The sequence below is a fragment of the Paenibacillus nicotianae genome (genome assembly GCF_042681745.1).
GTDB classification, from domain to species: Bacteria; Bacillota; Bacilli; order Paenibacillales; family Paenibacillaceae; genus Saccharibacillus; species Saccharibacillus nicotianae.
This window is the reverse complement of sequence record NZ_JBHUGF010000010.1, coordinates 1,525,746-1,548,149: the sequence shown is the minus strand read 5'-3', so window position 1 is coordinate 1,548,149 and position 22,404 is coordinate 1,525,746. Positions and strand designations below refer to the sequence as shown.

The following is a 22,404-nucleotide window of genomic DNA, read 5'->3' as shown; positions in this document are numbered from 1 at the left end:
GAAATGAGGTGTTAACATTGAATGATGCATTATCACAACTATACAAGCAGATTGAACAAGGAAAGATCGATAAGGTAGAAGGTGCTAGACAATTACAGCAATTACTTTCTACCACTATTGAACCTTCTACGTCACCTAGCGAACAGACTAACTATGAACATGTGATAAACGATAATGAACTTCAAGATCAAGCTGTTCAGTACCTCAAAAAATTATTGTCTTCAGTGTTAATGATGCCTGAACGACAGATTGAAGCAGATGCACCGCTCGAAAAATATGGAATAGACTCAATTATGGTTATGAAATTAACAGATCAGTTAGAAACGGTGTTTGGCTCATTGTCCAAAACATTGTTTTTTGAATATCATAATCTACAAGAATTAACAGAATACTTTTTAAAGTCACATCGCAAGTCATTAATTCAACTTTTGAATATCGGAAAAGAACATCATTCCAAAACAAAAGCTGAACCGAATCAAGTACCTATTGTTTCAACAACACTGCAAAATCCAAAGAATACAAGAAATACAAAAGCTTCAAAAGATGCTACTTATTCTTATCCTAATCGCGTTGCCGAGCCTGCTGATGATGCTATCACTGCCACAGAGCAGTCCTCTTCAACAGCACTGGATATTGCTATTATTGGGTTAGCAGGTCGTTATCCTGAAGCAGAAAATATCTCGCAGTATTGGGAAAATCTTAAAAACGGTAAAGACTGCATTACAGAGATTCCTCAAGAACGTTGGGATTACAAAGTGCATACCGATATGCAACGCTCTAGTCAAGATACTAAAGCGTCTGGAAAATGGGGTGGATTTATAGAAGGAGTGGATCGTTTTGATGCACTCTTTTTTAATATTTCACCGAGAGAAGCCGAACGTATTGATCCGCAAGAACGACTGTTTTTGGAAAGTGTATATGCTGCTATAGAAGATGCTGGATATACTCGTAACAATCTAGTTCCATCAACAAATCAGTCCAAATTAAATAAAGTAGGCGTATATGTAGGGGTTATGTATCAAGAATATCAATTGTACGGGGTAGAATCGCAAAAAAGTTATCAAGAACCATTTGCTTTAAATGGTAACCCTGCATCAATTGCCAATCGGGTATCGTATTATTTTAATTTTCATGGACCAAGTATGGTTGTGGATACGATGTGTTCTTCTTCATTAACAGCGATTCATCTTGCTTGCCAGAGTCTACAAAAGCAAGAGTGTGAAGTAGCGATAGCAGGCGGAGTTAACGTCTCTGTCCATCCTAATAAATATGTGATGCTAACACAGGGACACTTTTTGTCCAGTAAAGGTAGATGTGAAAGTTTTGGCGAAGGTGGAGATGGATATGTTCCTGGTGAAGGCGTAGGCACAGCTATCCTCAAGCCATTAGCTAAAGCGATAGCAGATGGAGATCATATTTATGGAGTGATTAAAGGAACAGCGATTAATCATGGCGGCAAAACGAATGGTTATACCGTTCCTAATCCTCATCAACAAGCAGAAGTGATTGACAAAGCGATACAAGAATCAGATATCGATCCTAGAAGTATTAGTTATATTGAAGCTCATGGTACAGGTACATCGTTAGGCGATCCGATTGAGATTGCTGGTCTTACTAAAATGTTTGATCGGTATACATCGGATCGGTCATTTTGCGCAATCGGTTCTGCCAAATCCAATATCGGTCATTGTGAAAGTGCAGCAGGCATAGCAGGGGTAACCAAAGTATTACTGCAAATGAAGCATCAGAAACTTGCTCCTTCGATTCATTCACAACCGGCGAATCCTAATATCGACTTTGGCAAAACACCTTTTGTAGTACAACATCAATTGGATGAATGGAAACGTCCTGTGATCGCAATAGATCATGTGATGACAGAAGTTCCTTTGACTGCGGGTGTATCCTCATTTGGCGCAGGTGGATCGAATGCTCATATTGTGATCCAAGAATATATGTCTGCAACAATAGCAAAACCATTAGCTACACCTGTACAACCTGTGATGATTATATTATCTGCCAAAAATGAAGAACGATTAAAACAAATCGTTCTTCATCTACATCATTATTTAACAGCACAAACGTATACCGATCAGCAGTTGGCTGATATTGCCTATACGTTATGTACAGGTAGAGAAGCGATGGATGTCCGCTTAGGCATCGTAGCTTCTTCGATAACTAATCTAATCAGTCAACTTCAAGAGTACATCGAATCTGATCAGATACCTTCATCTATGTACTATGGCAAAGTTCAAAATGATCTGCCTGCGTTACCTTTTTTATCTACAGATGAAGATATGACTGCTACTATTCAGCGATGGATAGAGAAAAGAAAATATTCCAAATTGCTGGAATTATGGGTTAATGGGATAGACTTGAATTGGGATATCGTATATGCGACAGGTACATTTCAAAAAATCAGCTTACCTACGTATCCTTTTGCTCGTGATCGTTACTGGGTTCCCGAAGTTGAAGCGACACATATATCAGAAAAAGAACCGATGTTTCGTTCCCAATCTATGCTTCATCCTTTGGTTCATACCAATACTTCAAATATGAAGGTACAGCAATATACAACGGTATTTGAAGGGAACGAATTTTTTATAGCAGATCATCGCATAGGAGATGAACACCTTTTACCAGCAGTAACCTATTTAGAAATGGCAAGAGCGGCTGTTGAGCAGGCGATTAGTGGAACAGAAGCGCAAGGGTTGTCGATATCTTTGCAACAAACAGTCTGGAAACATCCACTTGTGATTCAACAAGTATCGACTTTTGTACACATTGCTTTATTTCCAGAACAAGAAAATTCTATTCGGTATCAAATATACACTCACTCTGACGATCAAGCTGAACTTACAATTCATTGCGAAGGAATCGCTATTATTGAAGATGTACAGATAGAGCAACCTTTGTCAGATGTCGAGCAGATCAGAGCAAAATGTGCTATTAAAGAGTTTAGCGCAGATACATGTTATACAGCTTATGGTCAATTGAATATGCATTATGGAGAACGTCATCAAACGATCAATTATCTATATACAGGCTCAAATGAATGTTTAGCTCATCTCCAGTTGTCCGAAGAATTACAAATCAATAGTCAAGATTATGTACTTCATCCTGCGATAGTAGATGGAGCTTTGCAAGCTTCAATAGGAATATGGTTAGGTAAAGACGATGTAAATCAAGAGCAAAAGACTTCTTTGCCTTTTGCTTTAGAACAGATCGATATTTATCATCCTACAACATCAGCTATATGGGCACATGTGTATCAAGCTGAAGTAACACAATCTGCGATATCGAAATTAAATATAGATCTTATAGATCAGACAGGTGTTCTTTGCGTAAGATTACAAGGCTTAACAAGCAAAGCCATTCGCTATGAAACAGCGATGTTACTTTCTCCTAATTGGAACAAACAAGCAGTAACCAATCAAGTAGATACTCAACAACATCAATATGATCAGCATATTATTATGCTTTGTGAATCCGATTCAGCCTTGGAACAACAAGTAGCGATACATTTTCCTGATGCCAAGTGCATTTCGTTATTACCAGCTCATCTAGCAACGATAGATGAATCAAGACTTTCTATCGATCAACGATTCAATCAATTAGCGACAAACGCATTCAAAGAAATAAAGCATCTGTTGCAAAGCTACAAAGAAGATCGTGTGTTGATTCAAATGGTTACTGTTCGTCAAGTGTCTCCATCATCGAATACAGCTCTTATCGCATTACTCAAAACAGCTACACTAGAAAATCCAAATATAACTACTCAAATGATAGAAATGCAACCTGATATACCAACTGCTCAGATCATGGCACAATTGCAAGAAAATCAGTATAGTACAGCTCAACAGATTCGCTACGAATCTCAACAACGCTATATCCAGTCTGATTACGAACAGATTATGATACCGACAAACCATTCTCACTCCCTATGGAAACATAGAGGAGTTTATTTGATTACAGGCGGTACAGGTGGATTAGGTATGATTTTTGCAAAGGAGATCATAGAGCAAGTTGAGCAACCAATTATTATTTTAACAGGGCGAGCAGCAAGTATAGATGAATCTATCCTTTATTCGTTACAGTCTAAAGAAGCCACTGTGATCTACAAACAGCTTGATCTAACACAACAGGAAGATGTAACACGATTAATCGCATCGATTACTCAACAATATGGAGTATTGAACGGAATTATCCATAGTGCTGGTATGACACAAGATAATTTTATAATTAAGAAAACAACAGAAGAATTCAATCAAGTGCTAGCTCCAAAAGTAACAGGTACGGTCAACCTGGACTTAGCTACTCGGTTGATACCGTTAGACTTTTTTATCCTATTTTCATCTGTTGCTAGTGCATTTGGTAATGCAGGTCAAGCTGATTATGCAACAGCAAATGCTTTTATGGATCAATACGCTATCGATCGTCACCAGCAAGTAGTAGCAAGGCAACGTTCCGGTCAGACAGTGAGCTTTAATTGGGGTCTATGGGTAGAAGGTGGCATGCATATTGATAAAGAAACAGCTCAATTTCTGTATCGTACAACAGGTATGAGACCGCTACCTACAGAGATCGGATTACAACTCTTTTATGCGGGGATGGCTTCAAATCAATTTCAAATTATTACTTTATATGGTGATCAAGCTCAGTTATCATCGACATTATTATCGAGAACAAATGCAGTCTATACAGTTCCAACCCTAACCAATCAGAAAGTAGAACAAGAAATACTACACATTATTTCTACTATTCTCAAAGTAGATTCTTCTGAATTGGATATAGAAACAGAATGGTCAGAATACGGATTTGATCAGACCATGCTGGCAGATTTATCGTATCAATTGAATCATAATTTTCAATTACAATTAACTGCATTGACATTTGTGGAATATACGACTATTCGGCAATTAATCAATTGGATTGAATCTACAATTGCTATCTCACCACCAATAAACACAGATAATATAGCAGAGCAAAAAGTAGTTCATCTGCCTCAAGCAGAATCTGCTCACGTTCAAGAACAATCGAATAGTCTAGAATTAGCAACATTACTATACTTGAAGCAAATACTATCTTCTATTCTCAAGTTGCCTGTAGAACAGATTGAAGCACATGCTCCAATGGAGAAGTATGGAATAGACTCAATCACAACACTGCAATTTACAGAGCAATTAGAGCAGACATTCGGACGATTATCCAAAACACTATTATTCGAATATCAGACATTATCAGCACTAGCAACTTATTTTATCAAAGCGCATTTTGCTATTTTAGAAAAACAATTCAATACCGGTACCGCTCAAAAATCTTCGCCTTCTGTTGCACAAGTAGAACATCGATCTACTAATCAACGCAAGGGTACCATGCAACAACAGTTACCGGGTATTCATTCTCGCTTCAAATTTGCTTATCATACCCAGCAACCTGTAGATAAACGTGAAACAGATATTGCTATTATCGGATTATCGGGTCGTTATCCTCAAGCAGATCATTTGGATCAATACTGGGAAAATTTAAAACAAGGAATAGACTGTATTACAGATATTCCTCAAAACCGTTGGCGCGATTATTCGATAGATGGCACATCATCGGAGAGTGTAACTCAGGGCGGATTTATCGATGGAGTCGATCAATTTGATCCGTTATTTTTTAATATTTCTCCAAAAGAAGCCGAAATGATGGATCCGCAAGAACGATTATTTTTGCAAACCGTCTATCAGGCGATTGAAGATGCGGGTTATACGCGGCAAACACTTGGTGCTTCTACAGACTCTAATGAAAATAATCAAGTAGGTGTCTATGTAGGGGTGATGTATGAAGAGTATCAATTGTACGGAGCACAAGCGCAAGCATTAAGCCAGAGTACAGTGGCACTTAGTGGAAATCCAGCATCGATTGCGAATCGCATTTCTTATTTCTGTAACTTTAATGGGCCGAGCATCGCTATAGATACCATGTGTTCTTCTTCACTAACAGCGATTCATTTGGCTTGTCAAAGTCTGATCACTCAAGAATGTTCGACTGCAATTGCAGGGGGAGTGAATATCTCGGTTCACCCTAATAAATATCTGATGCTCCATCAGGGTGGATTTCTATCAAGTAAAGGAAGATGCGAAAGCTTTGGAGCAAATGGCGATGGTTATGTGCCTGGCGAAGGGGTAGGAGCAGTCATACTCAAACCACTTTCTGCTGCTCAAGCAGATGGGGATCATATTTATGGAGTTATTAAAGGTTCAGCGATTAATCATGGCGGGAAAACTAACGGGTATACCGTTCCTAATCCTGTTGCTCAGTCTCAAGTGATTCAGAAAGCATTTGACCGGGCAGGGGTAGAGCCGAGAACTATTAGCTATGTCGAAGCACATGGTACCGGAACATCGTTAGGTGATCCTATCGAGATTGCTGGATTGAATGCAGTGTATCAGCAAAATACAGAAGATAAGCATTTCTGTGCTATCGGTTCAGTGAAGTCTAATATTGGACATTGCGAAAGTGCTGCTGGTATCGCAGGATTAACTAAAATTTTATTGCAAATGAAGTATCAACAGCTTTTACCTTCTTTGCATGCTGATCCATTGAATCCGAATATCGATTTTGATCATATTCCATTTGTGGTACAAAAAGAATTAACAGAATGGCAACGCCCTCTACTTGAGAAAGATGGTAAACAGCAAGAAATACCTAGAAGAGCAGGTCTTTCTTCTTTTGGAGCAGGTGGTTCAAATGCTCATCTTATTATAGAAGAATATACAGTAGAACCAGCAATCACAGCATCTACTGAATTATCTGAAGATGATCCAGTGCTGATTGTATTATCTTCCAAAACAGAGTCACAATTGCGCATACAAGTACAACAATTGTTGGAAATGTTAGAGACTGATCTGTCAGCTTATCATTTACAGCATATTGCCTATACTTTACAGGTGGGTAGAGAAGCGATGGAAGAACGGCTAGCCTTTGTCACGCACTCGCTATCTGATATGAAAATGAAGTTAACATCGTATCTGCAACCAGCAACACCATCTCATTCCTATCCGTTATATCGAGGACATACGAAATGGCATAAAGAAATGTTATCGATGTTATCTTCGGATAGTGGATTTGAGAATATGATTGCTTCGTGGCTTAACCATAGTCAATATAACCAACTATTAGAATTATGGGTAAAAGGCTTAACAATCAATTGGCAGTTACTTTATAGTGATAGCCAGCCACAGCGTATTTCTTTACCAGTCTATCCTTTTGCGAAAGAAAGATATTGGGCTCCAGATCATCTGCTGTCTCAACGTTCCAACCTATCAACATCATTGCCCGAAGCACAAGAAGAATCTGAACGAACATCGATTTTATACAAAAAGCATTGGCAAACAAGCCCTATAGCTGACTTATTACATCCCGAGCTTATCTTACCTTCTGATAGAAAAGTAGTGATTTTAACGAATGATCAAACGGGAAATTTAGGAAAGCATGTAGCTTCTAGTATCCCAAATTCATTGATCTGGCATGAAAACGGTCTGGAATATCAATTGGAGAGCACAGATGAACAGGTGAGAGCAGTTGCAAGCTTGATTGATCTGACTGGATGGACAAACGATTTTGATAATAGCAACGTGCGTTACACCTTACACAAAGGCTGGTTACAATGGTTACAACGTTGGATTGAGATTAATCAAAAAACACCTATCACGTTATTGCAGGTGACTAAAGGATTAGAATCTTTTCAGAATACAGCGATACATCTTCAAGGTGCAGAACGTGTAGGGCTGTATCGGATGTTACAACATGAATATGCTCATGTGCGTTCAAGACATATTGATTTTGATCAGCATGCAACAGAAGAAAGTACAGCTTTGACGATTGCTCAAGAGCTGTTTTTGGATTCACCAGATGTTGAAGTATGCTATCGATCAGATCAACGTTGGGTCGCTTATCTCAAGGCAGTAGAGAATATGCCAGATTTTGCTGCTGTTCCCGCTCAAAAACGTTCTTTACATCAAGAGCAAGTACTTTGGATCACTGGAGGAACAAGAGGTCTGGGCATGTTATGTGCTCAACATTTTGTAACGCAGTATGGAGTGAAGAAGCTTGTATTAAGCGGTCAAGAAGCACTACCGCCCAAAGAAGAATGGCATCTATATAATCATCAACATTCAAGACTTGCTGAAAAAATAAGATCGATTGTCCAACTGGAACAACAAGGGGTACAGGTCTATGTGACTTCTGTAGATCTGACATCTATACAAGAAGTACAGAAAGTGATCGCTGAAGTCCATTCACAATTAGGATCGATAGGCGGTGTTATTCATTGTGCAGGTACAGCCGATCAGATCAATCCAGCTTTTATTCGTAAAAATGTAGAATCTGTAGAATCGGTGCTGAATCCCAAAATACAAGGATTGCATACTTTGTATCAGTGCTTGCAACAAGAGCCTTTACAATTCTGGGTATTATTCTCGTCTGTAGCTGCGATCATTCCATCACTGTCTGTAGGGCAAAGTGATTATGCTATAGCAAATGCGTATATGGATTATTTTGCAGAAGCTTATTCAGATTCGTATCCGATATACAGTATTCAGTGGCCTAGCTGGAAAGAAACAGGATTTGGTGAAGTGAAAAGTAAACGTTACGAGCAAACTGGATTACTCAGTATGACGAACAAAGAAGGATTACAGTTACTTGACTACATTCTGAGTACATCACAAGATAACGTAATATTGCCTGCTGTTATGAATAAAGAGATCGCTCAACCATCAGTATGGATGAAATACCAACAACCTGTACGCTCTGACCAGTTGATATCAGAGCCAACAATCCAATCTGCTGATATGTCAGCGTCATCTATCGCTATACCAGAGTCTGATGAATTGCACGAGATGACGTTGAATTGGTTAACCGAGCTGATTGCAAAAGAATTGAAAGTAGATGTTGCACGATTAGATGATCGTACGCCATTTGCTGAATACGGAATCGATTCTATTTTATTAGCGCAAATTATTACAACATTAGATCGAACTCTACAAGGAACTGCTGTAGATCCAACAATGATGTTAGAGTATCCTACGATTCAACAATTAGCAGAGCAATTGGTATACACGTATCCTTTAGAATTAGTTACATTATTCACAAATGATAGAACGGTAGAGCCAATCGTGAATTCATCACCACCTATTGTTGAAAAGGCTCAGGATGTGTATAAGCCTGCTTTGGAGAAACAACAAAAGCGTAAGCAGAAGATTGCTGTTATTGGTATAGGATGTCATTTTCCTGATGCAGATGATCCTTTGCAATTCTGGCATAATTTGAAATCAGGCAAAGATAGTATTCAAAAAGCACCTGCTTCACGTCAGAATCATCAATCCGATGGTGCATATAACTCTATAGATACTGTTCGTTATGGAGCTTTTTTAGCAAATATTGAAGAATTTGATCCTGCTTATTTCGGTATAAGCGAATCACTGGCGATGCAGATTGATCCGTTACAACGACAACTGTTAGAAGTAAGTGTCGAAGCGGCTACTGATGCAGGATATACCAAAAAGCAGTTATCCAATACACAAACAGGTGTATTTGTAGGATCACGTACGAGCAATTATTCTTCTAAAGTTAATCGTACAGCAAAAGACACAATTGTCGGGATTGGGCAAAATTTTATTGCCGCTCATTTAGCTCATTTTTATAATTTAAAAGGGCCTAATCTAGTGGTAGATACTGCTTGCTCTAGTTCACTTACAGCAATTCATCTAGCTGTACAAAGTATTCAAAATGGAGAGTGTGAACTGGCTTTTGCCGGTGGTGTAGATATTTTGCTAGATGAAGTTCCTTTTGAAACGTTAGGATCAGCCAATGTATTATCAACGGATTCACGCTGTAAAACATTTAGTGCAGATGCAGACGGAATAGGATTGGGAGAAGGTTGCGGAGTCGTTATACTCAAACCGCTGGATCAAGCGATTGCAGATCAAGATCGTATCTACGGTGTAATTGATGGAAGTGCTCTAAATAATGACGGGAATACGATGGGAATCACAACCCCTAATCCAGAAGCACAGAAAGAACTGGTATACAAAGCAGTCCAGAATGCAGATATCGATCCTTCGACTATTAGTTATATAGAAACACATGGTACAGGAACATTAATTGGTGATCCAATTGAATTAAAAGCATTAACGAGCGTTTTTTCAGATGTAACAGATCGTCAGCAATTTTGCGGAGTGGGTAGTGTAAAAAGCAATATTGGTCATTTATTAAGTGCGGCTGGAGTCGCCAGCTTTATCAAAGTATTGCTGTCTCTGGTGCATGAAGAGTTACCGCCTACGATTCATTGTGACGTGCCTAATCCAAGATTTCGATTTGAACAATCACCATTTTATATTGTGCAACAACATCAGAAGTGGAGTCATAAACAAGGGATTTTGCGTGCCGGTATTAGCGCATTTGGATTAGGTGGTAATAATGCTCATATTCTTGTAAGTAATGAAGGGATTCCTACTGCGTATCGTCGTTCATTACCTTTATCTTATACAAATATTGGATTTGATCGTCAACGATACTGGCCTACAGATTCCAAAGAATATGCGAAATCAGAAGTCCTATCTTCAGTAGTGACATCTGATTTTTTTGATGTGATTAAAGTTGGCGAAGGGAGTGAATAGGGATGACGATAGCGTCTCATACCGAAACTTTTTTGCAGAAGCTCAAACATACCGATTATTTTGTACAAGATCATAGAGTGCATCAAATATGTACACTTCCTGGTGTAGTGTTGCTTGATATGATTTATCGTCTTAGCTCTCATGCATTAGGAACGCAAGCTATTGAATTGCATCATGTACTATTCAAGCAACCTATTGTCACGTCAGAACAGTTCGATATCGACATTTTGGTAACTTTGACGACTCGTGATCACTATACAGATGTAGTGGTATCGAGTCGCAAAGTCTATCATGCTACCCCGGGTATCAAAGAGAACGATACAGTGATCAATATGGAATGTTCTCTTCATTCCATAGATACTGATAGTACCTCTAGGACATCTTTATCTATGCCTTCTCTAGACAAACAGGTAGCTAGTCAATGGGATATAGACAAAGTATATGGGTTAGCAAGAGATTCAGATATTCATCATTATGATTTTATGAAAAATTCGGGCACTGTATATCGGCAACATGCTAATGAATGGATGCATTTACACATCAGCTCTGTGGCAACTCCATATATGAATAAATTTTATGCTCATGTAGCTTTGCTCGATGGAGCTACTTTTGCCGGTACATCGTTCCGCTGGGATGAACAGGGGAATGAAAAGTCAATGGAAGGATTCAAACCGTATATTCCATTTATGATTGAGCGATTTGCGATTTATCGTTCTTTTCCAGCACAAATCTATACTCACACTGTCCGAACAACAGAGGACCTTATTGCAGATGCAGATATTATTAAGCGCGATATTGTGATATATGATGAGGAAGGTCATCTTCTTGCATCATTCAAAAATCTTACTGCCAAACGTATTCGAGAAGCTCAATTAATTACAGGATTAGTGAATGAATCATCCAGTGCTACTACTATTCATTCCAAAGTAGAACATGTAACCTCATTGGATAGCTATACATCAGCATTACCATTAACACAAATACAAGAATTTTTGCAATTGCAATTAGCGGATATTTTGATGATTGATCCCAAACAGATTGATCCTGAAACGGGTTTTTATGAATTGGGATTAGATTCGATCAAGTTGCTAGAACTGGTTACTTTTTTGGAACAGTATCTTCAAATCGAATTATATCCTACATTATTATTTGAATACTCTACTGTTGCTACATTAGCGGCGTATTTAAATGAGCACTGGCAGGATACTTTTTTACAAGCCTATTCTCAGTCTCAATCGCTATCAAGCCGTCCATTGACACCAAATCCTGTAGATACAGTTGAAAGCACAGCCGTTATTTATCAACCTGTATGGGAAACAGCTCCAATCTCAACATCGCTTTCTACTGAAACAAACTCTGTAGAGCGAATGATCATTTTATATACTCCATCTTCAGAGTGGAAAAAGCGATTATCAGCTTATTCTCAAATAAAGCATATCGTGGAACTTCAACATAATGTGCAGAATATAGTAGACTATTTACCTTCTCTGATCGAACAGGTATTTACATGCATGCAACAATATGTACAGACCAACGGACATACGCCTACTGTCGTTCAGATTATTGCTGACAATCGAGATACTACCGGAACGATTTGGGGACTCGAAGGATTGTTCAAAACGATTGCTCAAGAATATCCTTTTATTCAAAGTCAATTGATCTTATTCGATGTAGAAAGTGTAGCTTATGCCAATCAAATAGGAGAACGATTAGATCAGGAATTTCAGCAGTCTGGTGTAGTTCCATCTATAAGTATTCATTATCAAGGTCGTAGGCTAGAGCGGCATATCAAAAAGTTAAAAGAAGTGACATTGTTACATGCTCATTCTAATATGACTACTCAGCATGCTGTCCGAAATGGCGGTGTCTATCTGATCATCGGAGGGATGGGTGGTCTGGGATATGAGTTAGCGCAACATATAGCAGATCGTGCAGATACTGTGCTTATTCTGACAGGCAGATCAGCATTAAGCGATTCATTATCTTTGCAATTAGAATCACTACGTTCTAAAGGATCTGAAGCAATATATATACAGACAGATATCACCAATTACGAACAAGTCGAAAAAATGGTTCATCTGGTTCTAGCAGAGTACGCTACTATTAATGGTGTATTCTATTGTGCAGGTGTGATTCAAGATAAGTTATTTATTCAGAAATCGACTACTGAATTGCATCAGACACTACAACCCAAAATTCAAGGATTTACTTATTTAGATCAAGTGCTATCTCAACAAGCTCTTGATTTTTTTGTTGTTTTTTCTTCGCTCTCTGCTGTAGTAGGCAATATCGGACAATCCGATTATGCAGTAGCGAATGGTTATTTAGACCAACTTGTATTAGAGCGAGCAACCAAAGTAAAACAAGGACAACGTTCTGGACGCACATATACAATCAATTGGCAGTTATGGGAACAAGGCGGGATGCAAGTCAGTGATAGCCATCGCCAACTTATGTATAAGTCTGGAGGGATGATTCCTTTACCAACAGATGCAGGGATGAATGTGCTTGATCTAATTATGAAGGGAGATTTCCCTCAATTAACTGTATTGTATGGCGATTCTCAGCAAATTCGTTATCATATGCAAAACAGTCTACCTCGGTCTTCTGTAAGCTCGGAAAAGCAAGATAATGCTACAAAAGATAATCAGAAAGACGATCTAACAGATATCGCTATTATTGGTGTAGCCGGGCGTTATCCAGATGCTAACAATATCGAACAATTATATGAAAATTTAAAAGCAGGCAAAGATTCGATTACTACCATTCCAGAACACCGTTGGGCGGCTAATCATACTGCATATGCTGTAGAAGACTATTATCGTTATGGTAGTTTTGTCGATCGTATAGATGATTTTGATCCTTTGTTTTTTAATATTTCGCCTTATCAAGCAGAACGGATGGATCCGCAAGCTAGGTTATTTTTGCAGACCGTATGGGAAGCATGTGAAGATGCAGGATTTGCTGTACATCGGAACCAACATGATTATTCAGCTTCTAGTAGCCGGAGTGTAGGGGTATTTGCAGGTGTATTCTGGAATCATTATGAGTTGTATAGTGCAGAAATGTCACAACAAGGTCAGCCTTCTGCTTTTGGAACCAATTCAGCTTCTATTGCCAATATGGTATCGTATCATTTGAATTTTCATGGGCCTTCTATGGCTCTAGATAGTATGTGTTCATCATCACTTACTGCTGTTCATCTTGCTTGTGAAAGTATCAAACGTGGTGAATGTCATTACGCTGTAGCAGGCGGAGTTAATTTAGTCACACATCCGCATAAGTATGTATTTTTGAAAGAAGCACAATTTCTATCTTCAGAAGGAAAATGCCGAAGTTTTGGGAAAGATGGAGATGGATACGTTCCCGGGGAAGGCGTAGGCGCTGTCCTGATGACTTCTGTCGCTGAAGCCCGCAAGCAAGGTTATCCTATCTATGCTGTTATCAAAGGTTCGGCTCTTAATCATTCAGGGAGAACATCCGGTGCTACGGTTCCTGATCCGGTGGCGCAATCAGAAGTGATCTTAAATGCTCTGGCAAGCGCCCATATCGATCCTGCTACATTAAGCTATATCGAGACTCATGGTACAGGAACTTCTTTAGGAGATCCGATAGAATTACAAGCGTTAGAACGCGCTTTTCGCAAAGCAGGCAGTACTGAACAGCAATTTTGCGCTATTGGTTCACTCAAGTCCAATATAGGACATTTAGAAGCTGCCGCAGGTATCGCAGGATTAACGAAATTATTACTGCAATTGAAGCATCAAGAGATTTTCCCTTCTCTTCATGCCGAACCGTTGAATCCACTTATTCCTTTTGGATCAACTTCTTTTTATGTACAACATCAAGGAAAAGTATGGGAGCGACCTGTAATTACGAATAATAATATCGCAACTGAAATTCCTTTACGCGCGGGGATCAGTTCATTTGGAGCGAATGGAAGTAACGCTCATGTCATAGTAGAAGAGTACGTTCCTGTACCTGCACTTATAGAACAGCAACGCAACAATAATCATCAACGACCAGTTATTATTCCTTTATCTGCTCAGACTGAAGAACGGCTTCAAGTCTATGCGCAAAAATTACTAGATTTTGTACACACTGCGGATACATCGTTAAACTTGTATAACCTGGCTTATACATTGCAATTGGGGCGCACAGAGATGAAAGCGCGTGTTGCATTTCATATTGTAGATATAGCTGATCTCAAGCAACAATTGAACGCATTTATACAAAAAACGACTATAGATAATGCCCCGCAGGTATTAACTATACCTGATGATCAAGCAGAGCGTGCTTTCTTTATATCACAACTGGTAGCAAAGCAAGAATGGCATACACTAGCTAATGTATGGACGCAGGGAGTTAAGATCGATTGGACAGTATTGTATCCAGATCAAGAGTGTCAATTTATTCATGCGCCTACGTATCCATTTAGAAGAAATCGGTATTGGGTTCCAGACATTGATTCTTCTAATTTATCGACCAAGCAACAAGTATCTACTGCACCACAGTCATCGTTAGCAGAGGAAGATATAGAAGAAGTAACTGTATCTTCGTTACACGAACAGTCTATCGAAGAACACGGTTCAACAGATTCTTCGTCTATAGTCGAAGGGCATGTAAGTATGTTAATCAAGGCGACTGCTGCTAAAATACTCAAAGTACAACTAATAGATATAGATAATGATGTCGAGTTGAATGAGTATGGATTTGATTCGATTTTATTTACACAGTTAGCAGATCAATTAAATCATCAATTACAAACTGATCTAACACCAGCTCACTTTTTTGAACAAACAACAATTCAACAAATTACAGCATTTTTGATCGAGCATTACAGTACAGCAATAAAGCATTTCTTTGGTGATCCTGTAGAACAACGTACTCAGCCAACGAAGCCCACTAATTCTAATGTATCGACATCATCCAAATCAAAAGGGAGTCCAATACAAAAATCAGCCTTTCCTGCTGTATCTTCTTTATCTGTAGATCAGCAAGAACCTATTGCAATTATCGGAATGAGTGCTAAATTTCCACAAGCCGAAGATATCCATCAGTTTTGGGATAATCTGGTGTCCGGCAAAGATTGTATTAGTGAGATTCCTTCTAATCGTTGGGACTGGAAACAACACTTTGGTGATCCTAATCAAAATAATCATAAAACCAATATTAAATGGGGTGGATTTATCGAAGGGATTGATGAATTTGATCCTTTATTTTTTGGTATTTCTCCGCGTGAAGCCGTGCATATGGATCCACAGCAACGTCTACTAATGATGTATGTTTGGAAAGCGATTGAGGATGCAGGTTATGCCGCTTCGAGCTTAGCAGGTACACAGTTAGGCATATTCGTCGGAACAGGTAGCAGTGGCTATAACGTTATGATGGCGCAAGCTAATGAAAATGTAGAAGCTTACTCCATTACAGCCAATGTACCGTCAGTCGGGCCGAATCGAATGAGTCATTTTTTAAATGTGCATGGGCCGAGTCAACCGATTGAGACCGCTTGTTCAAGTTCATTAGTCGCTATTCACCGAGCCGTAAATGCTATCCGTAGCGGTGATTGTGATACAGCAGTAACAGGTGGTGTGAACACGATTCTGTCACTGGATGCCCATATTAGTCTGAATAAAGCAGGAATGCTTAGTGCAGATGGACGTTGCAAAACATTTTCCGCCCAAGCAGATGGGTATGCACGCGGAGAAGGTGTAGGGATGATCTTTTTGAAAAAGTTAACAGATGCCGAAGCAGATGGAGATCATATTTACGGTGTAATTCGGGGCAGTTATGAAAATCATGGGGGCAAAGCAGGTTCTCTCACAGCACCTAATCCCAAAGCACAGACCGCTTTGTTACAAACAGCCTTTTCAAGATCAGGTATTTTGCCGGATACAATCAGCTTTATTGAAACTCATGGGACAGGAACACCACTAGGAGATCCGATAGAAATCAATACTTTGAAATCAGCTTTTCAATCTTCATCCGGTGAACCTACAGTACCTGATCATTCTATCGGTTATTGTGGTATCGGTTCTGTCAAAACGAATATTGGTCATTTGGAAATGGCAGCAGGTATCGCTGGAGTGATCAAAGTGTTATTGCAAATGAAGCATCAGACGCTGGTCAAAAGTCTACATGCTGAAACTGTAAATCCCTATATCCATTTAGAAAACAGTCCTTTTTATATTGTTAAATCAACTCGGGATTGGCACAGACTTCAAAATGAGAACGGACAAGAGATACCACGCAGGGCAGGAATAAGCTCTTTTGGTTTTGGAGGTTCCAATGCGCATGTCGTACTCGAAGAATATATTCCTGCAACGTCTCAACATGATAACCGAAAAGAATTTCCACATCAGCCTGTAGTGTTCTTATTGTCTGCCGTTACCAAAGAACGGTTGCAAGAACAGGTTCAGCAGTGGATACAAGTACTTCAACAAAATTACTATACAGACGATCAGCTTTCTGATATTGCGTATACACTTCAAGTCGGAAGAGAATCATTTGAGATACGATTCGGATGTGTAGTGACTTCGATTCAAGAATTAAAAGAAAAGCTTCACGCTTATTCTGTATCTGAACAGCCTATAGAAAATGTGTACGAGGGCGATGCTTCAGCGCACAAATCATTTATTTCGTTATTCAAAGCAGATGAAGAATTGTCTGAAGCTGTGCATAAATGGATGCAACGTTCTAAATATCACAAATTGCTTGAAGTATGGGTGAAAGGAATTGATATCCATTGGAGCGCCTGGTACGAAGATTCTCAGCCACAACGGCTAAGCTTACCGACGTATCCGTTTGCCAAAGAAAAATATTGGGTGAATGTTGTATCATCTCGTGCCAAAGAAGTGGAGTTACAAGAAGAGCATAAAGATACATTACAACATCAACAAAATCCAGAAAATGTACAAACTGATGCGAATATAGAATCAATCTCGCCAAACGTCGAAGTCGCTTCTGCTGTTTCTATACAAAAGCAAATTACTACTATTTTAGCTGATTTGCTAGGCGTACAAGATACATCTATACAACCAGATGTACCGTTAGAGCGTTATGGGATGAACTCTATTCTTATTTTACAAATGCTACAACAATTTCAGAGTCATATTTATCCATCAATTCAGTTAGACGATATTGTGGAGTGCAGTACGATTGAAGAGTTAGTAGCTGCTATTCCTGCTGATGCTAACGATGGAAAGACTAATTCAGATTTGGAATCTATTTCTTATTCGGAATTGATTCATTTAAATGCAGTAACAACAGGAAGACCTATTTTTTGGATTCATGGTGGAACAGGTGGAGTTGAATCTTATATAGATCTAGCCCATCAATTGAACAGACCTTTTTATGGTATTCAGGCTAAAGGCTATTTCAATGAGGAACCACCTTTGCAAAGTATGTATGCTATGGCTGCGTATTACACACGTATGATTCGTGATATCCAACCAGAAGGTCCATACGATATAGGAGGCTATTCACTAGGGGGCGTATTAACATATGAGATCGCTCGTATATTGCAGACTATGGAGCAAGAAGTATCTTCAATAGTTATGATTGATTCTTTTTATCCAGAAGATTCTCATTTTGGGTTAACTACTGATCATCCACATCTATGGCACATGCTTTATCCAAACGGTTCAACTGTTTCCAAAGAAACATTTATAAATACCTGTTATCGTTTAGAACAAGCTTATGAGTTAGATCAATATAAGCCATTACCTTTGTTAGATTCACAATCGATTCGTAGTTACTATTTCCGTAATCAGAAGGGTATCTTTGTCGACGAGAACAGTCATAGTCCTACAGACTACTGGCAGAAATGGAAAACAGTTTTACCACATCTTCATATCGTTGATATTGATGCTTCTAATCACTTTGTGATGTTGTCTGAGTCTCAATCGTTGCAACAAATCGTAACATCGATTCGATCGATCTATACGCCATCCGATATTGCTAAAGAAGTATCATCTACAACTTTATAAATTAGTAAACAGCCTACGGTACCCTGTAAAGGAGGTGATGCAGAGAACCGGGGTATTTGTTGATTTTTCTTTTGGATGTAATCGTAGTGTTTGTTTTACAGAGAGTAACCCCATACGAAAATAAGAGGAGATGTTTGTAATGATGATCGGTATTATTTTAATTTTGCTATGTATGGTTCGTGTTCCGTCTGCAATGATATCTGCACGTAATGAGAAACAAATCAAAGCCAATGGTGGAGTAGAATACGGGATGAACAACAGCAAACTACTGATTGCGGTACAAGGATTAATCTATTTAGGATGTATTGTCTATGCTTTTGTATATGATGTGCAGTTTAGCTGGCTTACGATTGTTGGATTGCTGGTGTATTTATTTTCTTTGGTTACACTGATGTATGTTATTCGGACACTTAGCCCTTTTTGGACATTCAAATTGTATATTGCTAAAGATCACAAATTAGTGGAAAGCCCATTATTCAAACATGTACGTCATCCTAATTACTATATGAACATTATTCCAGAATTAATTGGTTTTGCACTGATTTCTCAAGCATGGGTAGTCTTTATTCCATTATTTATTTTGCATCTTATTACCTTAATTAATCGAATTTCGTTGGAAGAAAAAGTAATGAAGCAGACGTTCCAACAATATTAAAAAATAGTAAGTATGCATCACAATAAATAATTTTAGGAGGAACCATAATGGAGAACAAAACAAGAGAGTACTTTCCCGATCTAACTCAAGTGTCTGGCTTTACAACCAATGAAGAGAAGTATGAACCTTTTGCATGGTATCAACATATGCGACAAAATGCACCTGTGTACTATGATGAAGGACAAGACGTATGGAATGTATTTAAGTATGATGATGTGAAAAGAGTAGCTGAAGACAAAGATTATTTCTCAAATGCTGTTTTGTTGCCTGATATTATCAAAGATTCATTAATGGGACTCGATCAACCCAAGCATACTCTTAATCGAGCATTGATCAATCGAGCATTTACACCCAAAGCTGTAATGTCTTGGATTCCCAAAATCGATCAAATTGTAGCTGATTTAATGGATGCTATTAATGGAAAGCCGCAGATAGATATTGTGCAGGATTTTGCTTTTCCACTTCCAATGATTATTATTTCAGAGTTACTGGGTATTCCTACAGAAGATTCGGAGAAATTTCGAGCATGGGTAAGTACACTGACTGTAGCTCCGCAAGACAATACGATAGAAGAGTATATGCGTATTGCTCAGATTCAAGCAGAAGCAAGTCAACAGTTAATCGTTTATTTCCAACATATTATAGAGGTTAAGCGTGCTCGACCAGAACAGGATATTATTTCAGACCTTATTCAAGCAGAAGAAAATGGCTATAGGCTGTCTCCTGAAGAACTGATGGGAAGTTGTGTTTTTCTGCTGATTGCAGGTAATGAAACGACAACCAGCCTGATTACTAACTCTATTTACTCTCTCAATCAAAACCATTTGTTCAGAACATTGCATACACAACCAGAACTTATTCCCACGACAGTGGAAGAGGTGTTACGATATCGTGCGCCTGTTCAACGTACTATTCGTAAAGTATCCCAAAATACAGTGATCGGTGGCAAATCATTAAAAGCAGGCGATTATATCGCGAATTGGATCGGATCAGCGAACCGGGATGAAGATCATTTTGAACAAGCAGAATTATTTATTCCTAATCGTCGCAACAACAAGCATCTTTCGTTCGGTAAAGGAATCCACGTTTGTCTGGGATCTCAATTAGCTCGTATTGAGGTAAAAGCAGCGCTGACCGCTCTGTTGCAAAAGTATCCTAACATGAGAGTAAGCCCTAATTATCAAATAGATATTGCCTATAGCAATATTTATAGCCTCAAAAGCTTACCTGTGGAACTTGGACAAAGTACATAGGTACTTTTTTTTGCATAAAAGAGTACTGACAACAATGTAAAGGAAATACTTTCCTATTTTAATTTACTTTTGTATAATAAAAATGGTTTAATATGTAATTAATGTTCTGATCTAAAATTCATTTTATTGAGGAGGCATTATGAGTTGGTATACATTTTTCGTCCAAACCGGTAAAGAAGACCATATTAAACAGCATATCGACCGACATTATGACGACAAGCAACTCAAATGCATGATACCCAAAAAGATAATACCGGAGAAACGTCAAGGTATTGTCCAAGATGAAGTGAAAGTATTATTTCCTGGTTATATTTTTGTGAAAACGAATAGGATTCAAGATGTCTATCATTCGATCAAAACAACGCCTCATGTTTACTATTTGGTAGGGAGCTCTTCTTGTACTACAGGTCATACGAAAGAATATTTTACTAAAATTCCTGAAAATCAAATGGAGTGGTTACTTCAACTATTTGGACACAATCATATTATTGGCTATTCTGATATTATGGTATTGGATAAAAATGTTCATGTGATTTCAGGGCCTTTAATGGGCAAAGAAGCTATTATACGTAAAATTGATAAACGCAAAGGTAGAGCCAAAATTGAAGTACAGTTACTTAATGATATTCGACTGATTGATGTTGGAATTGAAATACTGTCGCCATTGTCGTAAACTAACAAATATTTTGGCTATGAGCCAGATCGCTAACCAAAGTGATCTGGCTTTTTTTACATAGAATACAGTCTCGAAATAAAGGTTTCATTATACCTGTAGTTGGGGAATCAATTCTTGAGTATAGGTCTACTATAATAAGTAAAAGAAAGGATGTATTTTATTATGCCTGTCGATCCGCAACTTCAACAATTATTGAATATGATTAATCAATTCCCTATGCCTCCATTTGAGACGATTTCTCCATCGGACTATCGGGGTATGGAAAAGATGATGACTTTACCATTTGCGACAAATAAAACGGAACTGTTTGAAGTAAAAGATCAAACGATTCCTTTGAAAGACCGTGATATAGCTATTCGTATCTATCGACCAACGGCAGAGCAAGGCCCTCGTCCAGCACTTGTGTTTTATCATGGGGGTGGATGGGTTGTAGGAAGCTTGGATTCTCATGACGAACTGTGTCGCCAACTTGCTCACGAATCTAGTTGCACTGTTATTTCTATCGATTACCGCTTAGCCCCTGAATACAAATTTCCTACGGCTGTCTGGGATGCTTATGATGCCTTAGTATATCTAACAGAACATGCAGCAGAATTTGAGATTGATCCTATGCAGATTGCAGTAGGTGGAGATAGTGCAGGAGGGAATCTGGCTACAGTCGCTTGTATTATTGCCAACCAAAAAGGCGGAGTACCTGCTATTCAATACCAGTTATTATACTATCCATCTGTTGGTAATGAGAAAGAAACCGATTCTTATCGTGAAAATCAAACAGGGTATTTGTTAACAGCAGAGATGATGGAGTGGTTCCGCAAGCATTACTTCAATACAGATGAAGAAAGCCAGCATGTATATGCAGCGCCATTATTATATGAAGACTTGAGTGGATTACCACCCGCAATGATTATTACAGCCGAGTACGATCCGTTGCGAGATGGCGGAGCCGCTTATGCCAAAAAATTGCAAGAACAAGGTGTAGCTGTAGAGTATATGTGTTACGAAGGAATGATTCATGGATTTATGAGTATGCCTCAGATCGATAAAGCCAAAGCAGGCGTGTTACAAGGGGCAGAAGCGCTCAAACGTATATTTAATCTATAAAAAATTAATCTACAAAACACATAAAACCCCGCATCCTTGATTATCAAGAGTGTGGGGTTTTACGTGTTAT

6 protein-coding genes and 2 pseudogenes are annotated in these 22,404 nt (G+C 38.6%); all 8 read left to right on the top strand.

Going from position 1 to position 22,404, the window contains the following annotated elements; genetic code table 11:
• Positions 1-17 precede the first annotated feature (17 nt).
• The 8 genes and pseudogenes from ACFSGI_RS11040 to ACFSGI_RS11015 all read left to right on the top strand — a co-directional run bounded on the left by ACFSGI_RS11040 (position 18) and on the right by ACFSGI_RS11015 (position 22,334).
• The gene (locus ACFSGI_RS11040; protein ID WP_204824184.1) at positions 18-10,661 is read left to right on the top strand and encodes an SDR family NAD(P)-dependent oxidoreductase; all 10,644 of its coding nucleotides are present in this window, start codon (positions 18-20) and stop codon (positions 10,659-10,661) included.
• A gap of 2 nt (positions 10,662-10,663) precedes the next feature.
• Positions 10,664-15,478: pseudogene (locus ACFSGI_RS23260) on the top strand (SDR family NAD(P)-dependent oxidoreductase); the annotation flags it as partial.
• 183 nt (positions 15,479-15,661) lie between these two features.
• Positions 15,662-17,233: pseudogene (locus ACFSGI_RS23255) on the top strand (type I polyketide synthase); the annotation flags it as partial.
• Positions 17,234-17,347: 114 nt separating this feature from the next.
• On the top strand, positions 17,348-18,649 hold the full coding sequence (locus tag ACFSGI_RS23250; protein ID WP_417629449.1) for a non-ribosomal peptide synthetase: 1,302 nt from the start codon (positions 17,348-17,350) through the stop codon (positions 18,647-18,649).
• Positions 18,650-18,788: 139 nt separating this feature from the next.
• Positions 18,789-19,304, top strand: coding sequence for an isoprenylcysteine carboxylmethyltransferase family protein (locus ACFSGI_RS11030; RefSeq protein ID WP_204824182.1), 516 nt, complete (start codon positions 18,789-18,791; stop codon positions 19,302-19,304).
• 47 nt (positions 19,305-19,351) lie between these two features.
• Positions 19,352-20,557 carry a cytochrome P450 gene (locus tag ACFSGI_RS11025; protein WP_204824181.1) on the top strand — a complete coding sequence of 402 codons (1,206 nt, stop codon included), beginning with the start codon at positions 19,352-19,354 and terminating at the stop codon, positions 20,555-20,557.
• A 139-nt stretch (positions 20,558-20,696) separates the two neighbouring features.
• Entirely contained in the window at positions 20,697-21,230 is a 534-nt protein-coding gene (gene loaP / locus ACFSGI_RS11020) for an antiterminator LoaP (protein ID WP_204824180.1), read from the top strand.
• 165 nt (positions 21,231-21,395) lie between these two features.
• Entirely contained in the window at positions 21,396-22,334 is a 939-nt protein-coding gene (locus ACFSGI_RS11015; RefSeq protein ID WP_204824179.1) for an alpha/beta hydrolase, read from the top strand.
• The last annotated feature ends 70 nt before the right edge of the window (positions 22,335-22,404 follow it).